The 13537-nt window shown below is 66.4% G+C and carries 14 protein-coding genes and 1 tRNA gene; 7 read left to right on the top strand and 8 right to left on the bottom strand.

Features of this window, described 5'->3' with window-relative positions:
• Positions 1-94 precede the first annotated feature (94 nt).
• A tRNA-Arg gene (locus JNL31_RS01875) sits at positions 95-171 on the bottom strand.
• 49 nt (positions 172-220) lie between these two features.
• The gene (locus tag JNL31_RS01870; RefSeq protein WP_294969145.1) at positions 221-1561 is read right to left on the bottom strand and encodes a HAMP domain-containing sensor histidine kinase; all 1341 of its coding nucleotides are present in this window, start codon (positions 1559-1561) and stop codon (positions 221-223) included.
• 481 nt (positions 1562-2042) lie between these two features.
• Here JNL31_RS01870 and rpmH point away from each other — a divergent pair, with 481 nt between their 5' ends.
• The 3 genes from rpmH to yidD are packed head-to-tail and all read left to right on the top strand — an operon-like array spanning position 2043 to position 2871.
• On the top strand, positions 2043-2177 hold the full coding sequence (gene rpmH, locus JNL31_RS01865) for a 50S ribosomal protein L34 (protein WP_103259146.1): 135 nt from the start codon (positions 2043-2045) through the stop codon (positions 2175-2177).
• Positions 2178-2218: 41 nt separating this feature from the next.
• Positions 2219-2626 carry a ribonuclease P protein component gene (gene rnpA, locus JNL31_RS01860; protein WP_294969141.1) on the top strand — a complete coding sequence of 136 codons (408 nt, stop codon included), beginning with the start codon at positions 2219-2221 and terminating at the stop codon, positions 2624-2626.
• On the top strand, positions 2623-2871 hold the full coding sequence (yidD, locus tag JNL31_RS01855; protein ID WP_294969138.1) for a membrane protein insertion efficiency factor YidD: 249 nt from the start codon (positions 2623-2625) through the stop codon (positions 2869-2871). Before rnpA ends, yidD begins: the two co-directional genes overlap by 4 nt.
• Positions 2872-2873: 2 nt before the next feature.
• Here the strand turns inward: yidD and yihA are convergent, their stop codons facing one another.
• The 5 genes from yihA to ttcA form a co-directional block, all read right to left on the bottom strand.
• Positions 2874-3524: a ribosome biogenesis GTP-binding protein YihA/YsxC gene (gene yihA / locus JNL31_RS01850; RefSeq protein WP_294969134.1), complete on the bottom strand. Its 651-nt coding sequence runs from the start codon at positions 3522-3524 to the stop codon at positions 2874-2876.
• Positions 3515-4264, bottom strand: coding sequence for an MOSC domain-containing protein (locus JNL31_RS01845; protein ID WP_294969131.1), 750 nt, complete (start codon positions 4262-4264; stop codon positions 3515-3517). Before JNL31_RS01845 ends, yihA begins: the two co-directional genes overlap by 10 nt.
• Positions 4261-6117, bottom strand: coding sequence for a membrane protein insertase YidC (gene yidC / locus JNL31_RS01840; protein WP_294969128.1), 1857 nt, complete (start codon positions 6115-6117; stop codon positions 4261-4263). The genes JNL31_RS01845 and yidC overlap by 4 nt, the downstream gene beginning before the upstream one ends.
• A 162-nt stretch (positions 6118-6279) precedes the next feature.
• The gene (locus tag JNL31_RS01835; RefSeq protein ID WP_294969125.1) at positions 6280-7767 is read right to left on the bottom strand and encodes a bifunctional diguanylate cyclase/phosphodiesterase; all 1488 of its coding nucleotides are present in this window, start codon (positions 7765-7767) and stop codon (positions 6280-6282) included.
• A 75-nt stretch (positions 7768-7842) separates the two neighbouring features.
• Positions 7843-8709 (bottom strand): tRNA 2-thiocytidine(32) synthetase TtcA, encoded by an 867-nt coding sequence (ttcA, locus tag JNL31_RS01830; RefSeq protein ID WP_294969122.1) that lies wholly within the window; start codon positions 8707-8709, stop codon positions 7843-7845.
• 64 nt (positions 8710-8773) lie between these two features.
• Between ttcA and JNL31_RS01825 the strand changes: the two genes are divergently transcribed.
• Positions 8774-10477, top strand: coding sequence for a pentapeptide repeat-containing protein (locus JNL31_RS01825; RefSeq protein WP_294969119.1), 1704 nt, complete (start codon positions 8774-8776; stop codon positions 10475-10477).
• Here JNL31_RS01825 and JNL31_RS01820 read toward each other — a convergent pair.
• Entirely contained in the window at positions 10474-11205 is a 732-nt protein-coding gene (locus JNL31_RS01820; RefSeq protein WP_294969116.1) for an SDR family oxidoreductase, read from the bottom strand. The genes JNL31_RS01825 and JNL31_RS01820 overlap by 4 nt on opposite strands.
• 103 nt (positions 11206-11308) lie before the next feature.
• On the opposite strand from JNL31_RS01820, the gene argB reads away from it, so the two are divergent.
• From argB to JNL31_RS01805, 3 genes are read left to right on the top strand one after another with little or no spacing between them, the layout of a single operon-like run.
• A complete protein-coding gene (argB, locus tag JNL31_RS01815; protein ID WP_294969113.1) occupies positions 11309-12208 on the top strand; it encodes an acetylglutamate kinase in 900 nt (299 codons plus the stop codon).
• Positions 12195-12845 (top strand): ferredoxin, encoded by a 651-nt coding sequence (locus JNL31_RS01810; protein ID WP_294969110.1) that lies wholly within the window; start codon positions 12195-12197, stop codon positions 12843-12845. The genes argB and JNL31_RS01810 overlap by 14 nt, the downstream gene beginning before the upstream one ends.
• The gene (locus tag JNL31_RS01805) at positions 12842-13345 is read left to right on the top strand and encodes a histidine phosphatase family protein (RefSeq protein ID WP_294969108.1); all 504 of its coding nucleotides are present in this window, start codon (positions 12842-12844) and stop codon (positions 13343-13345) included. Before JNL31_RS01810 ends, JNL31_RS01805 begins: the two co-directional genes overlap by 4 nt.
• Positions 13346-13537 lie beyond the last annotated feature (192 nt).

The raw sequence follows: 13537 nt of genomic DNA, 5'->3' as shown, positions 1-13537 counted from the left end.
TTGATCGCGCTGCCAGCATGTCGCCCTGTCGGCTATCGAGCTGACCGGCGCTGACGCCGGGTATCCTGTCAAGTAGCCAACTTGTAGGGATAAATGGCGGACCCGGAGCGATTCGAACGCCCGACCCTCAGATTCGTAGTCTGATGCTCTATCCAGCTGAGCTACGGGTCCGCAATGCCGGGCGATGTATCCTTGCGCGGCGGGCAATGCAAGGGCGAAATCACCCCGCTGGGTCTGCCGTGCCCTTCGGCAGATGAATAGCGAATTCCGTGCCTTCTGCATCGGTGCGAGCCAGCTCCAGCCTGCCGCCGTGACCGCGCACCAGTTCCGAGGCGATGGCCAGGCCGAGCCCGGTGCCGCCCTTGCGCGCGCCGCCCTGGAAGGCTGCGAACAGATGTTCGCGGGCCTTGGGCGGCAGGCCGGGGCCGGTGTCGCCGACCCGAATCCACCATTCCTGTTCGTCCTCGCCGGCAGATACCTCGATGGTCCCGGGCTGGGACGTGGCCTCGATCGCCTGGCGTGCATTGCGGATCAGGTTGGACAGGATCCGGTAGAGTTGTTCACCGTCCGCGCGGATCATCAGGCCAGGGGGCACGTCAGTCAGGCAGGTGATCGCGGTCTCGGCCCCAAGGCCCTCGCCCTCGAAAACCTCGCCGACCAGCTTTGCCAGGTTCACACGGCGCAGCTGCGGCGGCGGTTCCTCGGCCTTGCCGAAGGCGAGCGTCGATTCACACAGGCTCACTGCCCGGCTGATCGATGCGATCAGCTTCGGGGCAGACCGCGCCACGGCAGGGTCGGCGCTGCCTTCCAGACGGTCGGCGAAAAGCTGCGCGGTCGTCAGGATGTTGCGCAGGTCGTGGCTGATCTTCGCCACCGCGCCGCCAAGCTGGGCCAGCCGTTCCTTCTGACGAAGCGCGCCGGTCAATTGGGTCTGCATCGACTGCAGGGCTTCCTCGGCGATGCGCAGTTCCTCGACATCGGCGGTGGGCTCGATGACGCGCCGGGCATCCTCGGGCGCTTCGGCATAGGTCTGCATGTGTCGCACGACCCGGCGGATCGGCAGGACCAGCAGGCGCCGCACCGCAAGAAACAAGAGGAATGCGGTGACCACCGAGATCAGCGCCGACAGCGCGAGGATGCGCAGGCCGTAGTCGATCATCGCCTCGCGCATGGGCTTGGTGTCCATCGTCACTTCGATCAGCGTGCCCGCATCCTGCACCGGATAGCCGATCACCCGCACCACGCGGTCCACCGGGTCGAGAAGGCAGGTGAAGGCATCGCGGATCAGCTCCCAGGGGCCTGCCATCCGCAGGTCGTAGGTCGCGTGGATCTCTTCGGGAATGGGCGAGGACAGCACCAGCTGGCGCACCTCGTTGCGGCGCAGGACGACGTTGTAGACTTCGGCATTGGCCAAGAGTTCGGCCTCCAGCTCGGGCGAGACCATATCCTCGGCGGCAAGCTGGGTCAGCGCGGCGATCTGGGCCTGCTTCAGCCGGGTCAGCATGAAATCGGCCCGGAACCGGGCGATGGAGGGCACGAAGATCAGCACTTCGGCCAGCATCACGAAGACTGCGGTCAGGATCAGGAAGCGCCCCGAAAGCGTGTTCAGAAAGCTCTTGCGTCTTTCGGTCACCCGAATCTTCCTTGACCGGCTTCAGGGAACCCGGCGCTGGCCAAGCCGCACGAGGCGTCTGCACGCGGGATGTTCGTTCATCGTCGCGCTAAAATAGGCGCGCGCCACGCATTTGGAAACCTCTTGCAGCGTCAAGCCGACCACAAGCCGATCTTGGGGGGCTCCCGGGTCTGGCGAAGCGCCTCCAGGTCGCGCGCCCGGGCAGATGGCGGTTCGACCCCGTCGCAGGACGGTACACCCGGGGTTCCTGTCCGGGCGGGCAAGGTTCCTTTTGGTCGCGGTGGAAATGTTGCAGGAAATCCGCCAAGCTTGCGTTGACTTGGGAGAGAACCGCCCGTAAAGGACGGGCTTCAAGTTACGGGCCCTCGAATCCGTCCGGGGTTCGGGCCAAGTGTTATGGAGAGCCGCGATGAAGCGCACCTTTCAACCGTCGAACCTGGTTCGCAAGCGCCGTCACGGCTTCCGTGCGCGCATGGCCACCAAGAATGGCCGTCTTGTGCTGGCTGCCCGCCGCGCCAAGGGCCGTCACAAGCTGACCGCCTGATTGATCTCGCGCCTTTCGGGGCGCGCGACAGGGGTTGTGACATGACACCGCCGGAGACCCAGGGCCAAGGCATCGCCGCCGAAGTGCCCGCTGGCTCTCCGGCGGTTTCGCTTTGCGTGCTGCAGAAGCGCGCCGCTTTCCTGAAGGCCGCCTCGGCCCGGCGGCAGGGGACCGGGGGGTTCCTTCTGCAGGCGCGGGATCGCACGGATGGCGACCCTGCGATCCGCGTCGGGTTCACCGCGTCGAAGAAGATCGGCAATGCCGTCCTGCGCAACCGCGCCAAGCGCCGACTGCGCGCGCTGGCCCGAGAGGTGCTGGCGCCGCGCGCGCAAGCGGGATGGGACTATGTGCTTGTCGCCCGGCCCGATGCCACCGTCTCGCGCCCCTATGGCGACCTCTGCGCCGATCTTCAACAGGCGCTCGCCGCGGTCCACCGGGGGCGCGCATGACGCCGCTGGCGCAACTGGTCGCGCTGCCGGTCCGGGCCTACCGCCTGCTGTTGTCTCCTTGGGTCGGGCACGGCTGCCGCTACCAGCCCACCTGCTCGGCCTATGCGCTGGAGGCGCTGGAGAGGCATGGTGCGCTGAAGGGCGGCTACCTTGCCGCCCATCGCATCTGCCGCTGCCATCCCTGGGGCGGTCATGGCTATGACCCGGTGCCGGGGGCCGACCCCGAGCACGACGCGCGGCGGTAGGGTCACTCCATCGTGGCGATCAGCGCGCGCAGGGTCTCGATCCCTTCGCCCTTCTCCGAGCTTGTCACCACGATCTCCGGATAGGCCGCCGCATGCTTGGCCAGTGCGCCCTTGACCTGCTCGATCACCGCGGCGCGTTCGGTGCGGTTGATCTTGTCGACCTTGGTCAGCACCGCCTGGAAGGTCACGGCCGAGCGGTCGAGGAGCGTCAGGATCTCCTCGTCAACCGCCTTGATCCCGTGCCGCGCGTCGATCAGCACGAAGGCCCGGCGCAGGGTGGCCCGGCCCGAGAGGTACTGCTTCAGAAGCGCCTGCCACTTCGCCACCACCGCAACCGGCGCTTCGGCATAGCCATAGCCCGGCAGGTCGACGAGATAGCGGTGCTCGCCGAGGGCGAAATAGTTGATCTCCTGCGTGCGGCCCGGGGTGTTCGAGGCGCGGGCGAGGGTCTTGCGGCCGGTCAGGGCGTTGATCAGGCTGGACTTGCCGACGTTCGAGCGGCCCGCGAAGCAGACCTCCGGTCGATCCGCGGGCGGCAGGCCCGGCATGGCGACGACGCCCTTTACGAAGGTCACGGGTCCGGCGAACAGAAGCCTGCCGGCCTCGCGGGACCAGTCGTCGGGTTCGGGGGCAAGGGTAAAGGTCAGTTGCATGGCAGCACCGCATCGTTCAGCGCGATAGTGCCAGCTTCCACAACGCGGGCATAGATGCCGAAGTCCTGGTGGCCGTAGCCGGTTTCCAGCGCCGAGAGCGTGTTTCCGTCAACCTTGCCCGTCTCTGGATCAACGGTCGTTGCGGTGCAGCGGGTGATCCTCTCCACCACTTCAAGGATAGCATCACCGACGCTGAACCGCTTGCCGATCCAGTCCCATTCCGCCCAGGGTTCCGCGCCGTCCAGCCAGAGGTTCGCCCGCCAGCGATGGATCGACAGGTCCATCCCCATCCGCTCGGAAAGCGCCCGGAGCGACGCGAGGGACAGCACCGAAACCGTAGGATAGTCGCTGTCGGTCATCGCCACCCCGGCACGGACGACAGAAGCGGGGCGCGCGCGCCCGGGGGGGATCAGCGGATCCGCCCAGGCCAGAAGCCGCGCCTGATCCTCGACTGCGTCGGGGGCGACCGTGATCTCGCCTGCCTCCGGATGCGCAAGCGTGACGCGCCGCGCCGCCTCGTCCAGCCGCGCCGTCACGGCCATCAGCGCTGGCGCCTTGGCGCCGCGGGTGAAGTTCATGCAGGGGTTCCAGCCGGGCACCAGCTTCGCCGCTTCATGCGCGACGGCCCATTCCCGGTCAAACGGCAGGCCCTGACCGGCAGAAAGACGAACGGACGCGAGCATCTCGCGTCCGTAGGCCTTGATCGGGTACCGGCAGATCTGGGCCAGCCGGATCGTCATTTCTTGCCGGACTTCTTCGTCGGTGGCGCTGCCGAGTTTGCGGGCTTTGGCTGGGCTTTCGCCTCGACCTGCGCCGCCTTGGCCGAGCGGATGTTGCCGAAGATGTCAGGGCGTTTCCCGTGGCTCCACATGATCAGGTACTGCTGCACGAAGGTGATCGTGTTGTTGGTGATCCAGTAGACCACCAGGCCCGAGGCGAAGCCGCCCAGCATGAACATGAAGACCCAGGGCATCCAGGCGAAGATCGAGGCCTGGACCGGATCGGTCGGGGCGGGGTTCAGCTTCTGTTGCAGCCACATCGTGATGCCCAGAAGGATCGGCAGGATGCCGATGAAGATCAGGTGCAGCACGGTGCCCTGCACGGGCGCGTCCCAGGGCAGAAGCCCGAAGGCGTTGAAGAGCGACGACGGGTCGGGCGCCGACAGGTCCTTCAGCCAGCCGAAGAACGGGGCGTGGCGCAGTTCGATGGTGACGAAGATCACCTTGTAGAGACTGAAGAAGATCGGGATCTGGATCAGGATCGGCAGGCAACCCGCGGCGGGGTTCACCTTCTTGTCCTTGTAGAGCTGCATCATCTCGCGTTGCAGCTTCTGCTTGTCCTCGCCCGCGCGTTCCTTCAGCGCCTCCATCTCGGGTTGCAGTTCCTTCATCCGCGCCATCGAGACATAGGACTTGTAGGCCAGTGGCAGGACCAGGAACTTCAGGAAGAAGGTGAGCGCGATGATCGACAGGCCCATGTTGCCGATGAAGCCGTGCAGCCAGTGCAGGACGGCGAAGATCGGCTTCGTGAGGAAGAAGTACCAGCCCCAGTCGATCGAATTGATGAAGTCGGGGATCGTGCCCGAGTTCTCATAGGCCCGGATCGTCGCCCATTCCTTCGCCCCGGCAAAAAGCTGCACCCGGTTGGTGATCTCGGCACCCGGTGCGACGGTCAGGACAGGCTGGCGGATCTCGGTCTGGTAGATGTCGTTCGCTGCGACGTGCTTGGTCACTTCGGTGAAGGGCTTGCCCTGCTCGGGCACGAGGACGGTCATCCAGTAATGGTCGGTGAAGCCGATCCAGCCCGCACTTTCCGCCGAAACCAGCTCGGCCGCGGCCTGTTCGCCCGGAACCTGGTCCAACTTGACGATGTCCTTGTAGCGCGTCTCTTCCAGCTTGCCGTCGGCACTGCGGACCATGCCTTCATGAACCACGAAGATGCTCTGCATCTTGGGCAGGCCGTGCCGCGCGATCACGCCATAGGGGGACATCGCGACCGGGGCGGTGCCGGCGTTCTTCACGCTGTCGGTCACGGTGAACAGGAAGTTCTCGTCCACCGCGATCTCGCGGCTGAAGCTCAGCCCCTTGCCGTTGTCCCAGCGGAGCACGACCGGCTTGCCGGGGGCGAGCGGGCCGCCGCTGGCAACGGTCCAGAGCGTATGGGCGTCGGGCAGGTCGGCCGCCGTGGTTCCGGCAGCGGGGGTCCAGCCCATCAACGCGTAATAGGGATGTTCCTCGCCCACGGGCGACAGGAGGCGCACTTCGGGCGAAGTGGGGTCCAGCGTCTCGCGGTAGGTCTTGAGCGACAGGTCGTCGATCCGCGCGCCTGCCAGCGAGATGCTGCCGGACAGTTTCGGCGTGTCGATGTCCAGACGCGGGGCATCGGCGACAGCGGAGGCGGTTTCGGTCTGGACGGTGCCCGTGGCCGCGACCGTCTCGGCCGGGGCAGGAGCGACAGTTTCGGTTCCGGTCCGGGCGGCGGTTGCCGGGTCGGCCGCGGGTTCCGGCGGCGGGAAGAAGATGAACCAGACGATCATCACCACGGCGCTGAGGACCATCGCCAGGATCAGGTTCTTGTTGTTCTGCTCTTCCATGCGCAAGCCACCATGCGGGTCATCGGATCAGCGGTGCTTCAACGACAGGGGCGGGCAAAGGTCAAGCGGTTTCGCCCGGAAGTGACAGGACCCGGCGATCAATTCCCGGGATGATCGGGCGTGGCATGCCCGCTGCGCATTGCGCCGGGCGCAGTCGCTTGCTCAACGGGTGTTCACACCTATGCGCAGGGCCCGGGCGTGGTTTTCGCGCTGCGCGACCAACCAGGTCGCGAGTTCATCGACCGGCATCGGGCGCGCGATGACATAGCCCTGGACGTGCCCGCAGCCGAGTTGCGCCAGAAGTGCGTGCTCGGCCTGGGTTTCCACCCCCTCGGCCAGCGTTTCGAGCCCCAGGCGCTCGGCCAGCGACAGGATGGCCGTGACCAGCATCTGCTGGTCACGGTTCTGATCGACCTCGCGCACAAAGCTGCGGTCAATCTTCAGCCGGTTCGGGGCAAAGCGTCGGATCGCGGTGATCGAGGCATTGCCGGTGCCGAAATCGTCAAGATCGACGCCACAGCCCATCGCGGCGATTCGGTCGATGTTCGACGCGATGATCTCGTCCCCATCGCCTGCCACAACCGATTCCAGCACTTCGACAGTCAGCCGGGACGGGGCCAGATGGAACCGGTCCAGCGTCCAGCCCAGCCTTTCGGGCAGCTGCGGATCCCGCAGTTCCTGCGCCGAAAAGTTCACTGCGACCGTCGGCACCCGCAGACCCCTGCGATCAAGCTCGGCCAGTGTGGCGAGCGCCTGGGTCAGCACGGTCTGGCCCAGGAGCTCCATCAGCTCCGACCCGGAAATGGCGGGAAGAAAGGCGCCTGGCAGCAGGATGCCGCGGTCGGGGTGGTGCCAGCGCACCAGTGCCTCGATCCCCGTCACTTCGCCGCTGTCGGTGGAAAGCTGCGGCTGGAACCAGGCGCGGATCTCGCCGCGGTCGACGGCATCGGCGAACCCGGCGCGAAGCGCGTCGCGATCCGCGCGGGCGCGGGCAAGGTCGGCCGAATAGCCACGGATGGCACCGGGGCGATACCGGGAGGCCTCATCCCCCGCGATCTGGGCCGCGTCCAGAAGCGCGCGGCCGGTCGGGCGGGCAAGCTGAAGCGAGTGGCAGAAGCCGATGGAGCAGGTCAGTTGCAGCGGTCCCTGGGCCAGCATCGTCGGCTGTTGCACCACCAGGTGCAGCCGTGCGGCAATCCGTACCATGATATCCAGGTCAAGCAGCGGCACGCGTGACAGGGCGACGGCAATGCTGCCGTCCTCCAGCGTGTAAAGCACGTCGCCCGGCCGCATTGCCCCGCGCAGACGGGCCACGCAGGCGGCAAGCGCCTCGGATTGGCGCGCGCGGCCCAGCCGGTCACAAAGCTGCGCCAGATCGTCGAACTGGATGACGAGGCAGCCGGTCACACCGCCCCGGGCGCTGATGTCGGCCAGCGTTGCGTCCAGCCGGGCGCTCACCTGATCGGACATCGCCTTGGGCTGTCCTTGCAGTCTGCGCGGCCCGTGCGCGAGCATCGCCAAGGGCAACGCCGCCGCCAGCGCGGTGAGGCCAAGCTCGCCTCCCGCCCAATAGGCCAGGAGCCCCGCGACCGGCAGCATTGCCACACCCTGTCGCGGATGAGCCGTCAATCCGGCAAGCGAAAAGATCATGACACCGTCCCCCCGTCGACGGGAGACTGCCCGCCGTTCCTGGGTCAGGCTAGGTGGATGTTCATGATCGGTTCCTTAATGCTCGCCCGAAAGTTGCATAGAATTTTCGGTTTCTGCCATGGCGACTGCAAGCCCGGCAAAATCAAACAGCGTCGTGTCCGCCAGATGCGAGGGGCGCACGTTCATCAGCGACCGGAACATCACCTGCCGCCGACCTGGCGTCCGTGTCTCCCACTCGTCCAGAAGCTTCTTCACCTGCGCCCGCTGCAACCCCTCCTGGCTGCCGCAAAGGTCGCAGGGGATGATCGGATAGCCCATGCCCCCCGCGAACTTCCCGCAGTCTTCCTCGGAGACGAAGGCCAAGGGCCGGGCGACGAACAGATCGCCGTCCTCGTTCAGAAGCCGCGGCGGCATCGAGGCCAGCCGTCCGCCGTGGAACAGGTTCATGAAGAAGGTTTCAAGAATGTCGTCGCGGTGGTGGCCCAGAACCACGGTCGAGCAGCCTTCCTCCCGGGCGATCCGGTATAGGTTCCCCCGCCGCAGCCGGGAACAGAGCGAACACATGGTGCCGCCCGGCTTGATCTTGTCGATGACGATCGAATAGGTGTCCTGGTACTCGATCCGGTGGTCGACCCCCATCCGGGTCAGGAACTCGGGCAGCACGGTCGCCGGAAAGCCCGGCTGGCCCTGGTCGAGGTTGCAGGCCAGGAGGTCCACCGGCAGAAGGCCGCGCCATTTCAGCTCGTGCAGGACGGCAAGCAATGTGTAGCTGTCCTTGCCGCCCGACAGGCAGATCAGCCAGCGGTCGCCTGCCCGCGCCATGCCGTAGGTGTCAATGGCGTCGCGCACCTGCTGCACCAGGCGCTTCCGCAGTTTGCGGAACTCCAGCCCCTTCGGCGCGCCGTGGAAGAGCGGGTGGATGTCGTCGGTTTCGTCAAGCATGGGCGTCCCCCGGAGCGTGCCAAGCCGATTGCCATAACGGGCGCGCTTTGTCATCGTCAATCCGGTGGGACAGGCCGGGGAACTGGCGCGGGATGGGCCAATGACGATGCCGGAAAGCCAGCCGGACCCTGGCAGGGGCGGGGCAGATAAGGGCGGCAGCCTGCTGCCCGGCGGCATGGGGATGCTGTTCTTCGGCTTCGGACTGGCTGCGGGCATCCTCGGGGCCTTCACCGCGACCGGGTTTCTGGAGGACAGCGCCGGGCTGATCCTGTCGGTCTTCCTGTCGGCGCTGATGGTCGTGCTGATCCTCGGCATCCTGATCTTTGCGCTGCGCAAGACGATCCTGAGCCGCTTGTTCGGCCATGCCGAGGTTGCGCTGGAGCAGATCGCCGATCCGCTGGCCCGCATCGCCGACCGGGCCATCGACCGTGATCCGGGCGGGGCGACGATGGCGGCACGCGACCTGGTGGCGATGGTGCTGGCGCGTTACGCCTGGATCACCACCCGCCGCTGGATCATCGCCGCGCTGACGGCGCTGATCGCGGCCATGGCGGCGCTGGCGGGGACCGCGCTCCTGTTCAAGCAGAACCAGTTGATCGCGGCGCAGACCGACCTTTTGCGCGAGCAGAACGTCCGCATCCAGGAACAGACCCAGCTGATCCAGACCGACGTGCAACTGGCCGAGGCAGAACGGAACGCGGCCCTTGCGGTCGAGATCACCGACATCGCCGCCGAACTGGGAAAGGTCGTCGACCGGGTGCATGGCAAGGGGCTGACGAACCCGTTCAACGTGCTCGACCCGTCGACCGACCTCGACCGCAGCCTGTTCCTGCGCATCGTGTCGATCTCGCGTGCACTGATGCCTTACCGATTCCTCGATACCGGGTTGCACGAGGAGGACACCTCCGACGGTCTGCGCCTCGCGCTGCAACGGAGGCGCGATGATCTGGGCGACAGCTATCCGCAGCTTGAGGCGCTTTTCGGCTGGAGCGACCGACCCGAGGGCACCTACCTCGTCGACCGCCCGGCAAGCCCGGAACGCGGGCAACTGCTGCGGGTCATGGTCTCCAGCGGGTTGCGGAACCTGGAACTGTTCACCTTCGCCGGGCTGACGCTGGACCATGCGATGTTGAAGGCCACCGACCTGTCGCTGATCACGGCGCAGCAGGCGCGGCTCTCCTATGCCGATTTCTCGGGCAGCTACCTGGTGGAATGCGACTTCGGCTCGGCGATCCTGGAAAACGCGCGCTTCCGGCGGGCCAACATCAGCCGGACGCGGTTTGCCGCCCTGTCGCCGGATCAGGTCCTGCCGCCCCTGCCGCCGCAGAGCGCGCTGGCGATCACCCGGATGTCGGGCGCGGACTTCGCGCTGGCGACGATCACCGGCAGCGATTTCTCGGGCGCGGCTCTGACTGCGGCCAGCTTCGACGGTGCGCTTCTGGACGGGGTCAATTTCAGCAGCGCCGACCTATCGGTCGCGACCTTCCGCGACACGGTGATCCTTGACGCGGACTTCACTGGCGCCTCGTTGAAACGCACGGATTTCGACGGCACCATCGTCTTTGGCGAGGATTTCCTGACCCGGCTTGCCGCCGCATCCGCGCCGGGCAGTTTTCGCCCCGAACTGTTCACGCTCGCGCCCATCGACCCCGGGGAAGTGGCCGCCATTCTTGTTGTCAGCAATGTCCTGACGCCCGAGGATATTGCCGCCCGGACCGGCGGTCTTGCCCCCTATCGCATCGCAAGGGTGGGCGATTTCGGCCCCTAGACATGCTGCGCGCCGTTGACCTCGATCTCGGCGCCGGAAATGTAGCTCGACTGGTCCGAACAGAGGAACCAGATGACGTCCGCCACTTCCCTTGGCTGGCCCAGGCGCTGCATCGGCAGTTTCTCCACGATCTTGTCGGTGCCGGGCGACAGGATCGAGGTCTCCACCTCTCCCGGCGCGATGGCATTGACCCGAACGCCGAGGGGTCCGAAATCATGGGCCATTTCCCGCGTCAGGGCGGCTAGCGCGGCCTTCGAGGTGGCATAGGCCGCCCCGGCAAAGGGATGCACCCGCGCGCCCGCGATGGAGGTCACGTTGACGATGCTGCCCTTCGCGGCGGTGAGTTCGTCCTTGAGGCCACGGGCGAGGATGACGCTGGCGAAGAAGTTGACGTGGAACACATGCCCCCAGGTGCGCAGGTCGGTGTCGATGGTGTTGAGCCGCGCGCCACCGGGTCCCTTCGGGCTGATCCCCGCGTTGTTGACCAGCGCGTCGACCTTGCCGCCGACCTTGGCCTTGATCGTCTCGATGGCGGCGATGGTCTTGTTCGGGTCGGCGAGGTCGATCTCGATGTGGTTTTTCTCGGCATCGGGCCAGGGGCAGCGGGGGTCGAAGGGTTGGCGCGAACAGGTCAGGACGCGCCAGCCCTCGGCGGAAAAGCGCTTGACTGTGGCGTGGCCGATCCCCCTGCTGGCGCCTGTCAGGACAAGGGTCTTTTGTTGGGGCATCGGGGGTCTCCTTCGCCTGCCAAGCTACGCATGCGGAGGGGGAAGGCAAGGCTTGGCAGGGGGGCGGAAAAGGCTTATGCGGCGCGAAAGCATGGAGGCCCCGATGAAGCAGCAGACCCTGACCGTGGAAGACGCCAAGACCACCGCCAAGATGCTGTCCGAGGCGCTCCCCTATCTCCAGCGCTTCGAGGGTGCAGTGGTGGTGGTCAAGTTCGGCGGCAACGCGATGGGCGACGATGCGGCGATGGCCGAGTTCGCCCGCGACATCGTGCTGATGAAACAGGTCGGCGTGCATCCGGTGGTGGTCCATGGCGGCGGGCCGATGATCAACGAGATGCTGCAAAAGCTTGGAATCAAGTCGGAATTCGTCCGCGGCAAGCGGGTGACGGACAAGGCCACGGTCGAGGTGGTCGAGATGATCCTCTCGGGCCTTGTGAACAAGCGGATCGTCCAGGCGATCATGGATGCCGGCGGCCGCGCGGTCGGGATTTCCGGCAAGGACGACGACCTGATGGTCTGTGAGGCGGACGATCCGGAACTTGGCTATGTCGGCCGACCCATCGAGATGAACGTGCAGGTGCTGCGCGACCTCTACAATGCGGGGATCATTCCGGTGGTGGCTCCGGTCGCGACGGGGATGAAGGACAACGAGACCTTCAACGTCAACGGCGACACGGCGGCGGGGGCGATTGCGGGGGCGTTGAAGGCCGACCGGCTTCTCCTCTTGACCGACGTGCCGGGGGTGAAGAATGCCGCGGGCGAGGTGATGACCAACATCACGCCCGAGGAGATTCGCCAGATGACCAAGGATGGCGTGATCTCGGGCGGGATGATCCCGAAGACCGAGACCGCGCTGATGGCCATCGACGAGGGGACGCGGGCGGTGACGATCCTGGACGGCAAGGTGCCGAATGCGTGCCTGCTGGAGCTGTTCACCGACCATGGCGCGGGGAGCCAGATCCGGTCGACCGCTCCGCGGGTGAAACCGCATGTCCGGCGCTGAGGAACTTGCCGCGCGGCTTGCCGAAGATCAGCTCGAGGTCCTGGGTGGCTTCGCCGTGTCGGAGGCTGAGGCGGGCTTTCCCCCGGGGACCCGGACCCTGCTCATGCTCGGACCGAAGGAGCCGGGGTTCTGGGGTCATCTGACCAGCCAGCCGGAATGGGACGGCGCGCCCGACCCGGTGGACCGCTGGTCCCGGCGGGTGATCGGGCGGATCGCCTGCGACCTTGGGGCAAAGGCGCTGTTTCCCTTCGGCGGGCCGCCGTACCATCCGTTCTATCAGTGGGCCCTGCGGACGGGGCGGGTCTGGGACAGCCCGGTCCGGTTGCTGGTCCACGCCGGGCAGGGGCTGATGGCCAGCTTCCGCGCCGCGCTGGCGCTGAAGGAGGCGGTGGCGGTGCCGCCTCCGGGGACGAAACCCTGCGATGCCTGCGCCGCGCCCTGCCTGACCGCCTGCCCGGCGGGGGCGATCAGCGGGGCGGGGTATGACGTGCCCCGCTGCCATGCCTTCCTGGACCAGCCGGAGGGGGCGGACTGCCTGTCCGGCGGCTGCCTCGTGCGCCGCGCTTGCCCGGTGTCGCAAAGCTATGCAAGACTGCCGGAACAGTCGGCCTATCACATGGGGCAGTTCCACAGATGAAGCGGTTGATCCTGACGCGGCATGCGAAATCCTCCTGGGACGACCCGATGACCCCCGATCATGACCGTCCCCTGAACGACCGCGGCAAGGCAGCGGCGGCGGACCTGGGGCAGTGGCTGGCGAGCCGCGACTACATTCCCGGCGAGGTCCTGTGTTCGGATGCGCTGCGGACCCGGAAGACCTTCTCCAGCATCGCGCCCGCCCTGCCTGGGACGCCGGTGCTGGAGTTGAAGCCGGCGCTCTACCATGCCGGGCCGGATGTGATGATGGCGGTGCTGCGCCACGCGACGGCCGATGTGGTGATGATGATCGGGCACAACCCCGGCATCTCGGAATTCGCCGACCGGCTGGTGGCGCACCCGCCCGCGAACCCGGAATTCGCCCGCTATCCGACCGGGGCGACGCTGGTCGTCGATTTCGACATCGAGGACTGGGGGCAGGTGGGCTTCGGCCAGGGAGTGGCGGTCGACTTCATCGTCCCGCGCGAGATCGTCGCCTGATCTGTCCACGGTGGACAGAAAATTCGAGTCAACGATTTCAATATGTTGCTTGCGGACGTTCAGACTTGGTTAACTCAAGTTCCAACTGCAACACTTTTGGCGGCGAGAGCGATTTCTTCGGCGAGGGCTTGGGTGGGGGTTTTCCATCCGAGGGTTTTGCGGGGGCGGTCGTTCATGAGTTTGGCGATGTGG

This window comes from Tabrizicola sp., assembly GCF_016792905.1.
Classification (GTDB): domain Bacteria; phylum Pseudomonadota; class Alphaproteobacteria; order Rhodobacterales; family Rhodobacteraceae; genus Tabrizicola.
This window is presented reverse-complemented; position numbering and strand designations above follow the sequence as displayed.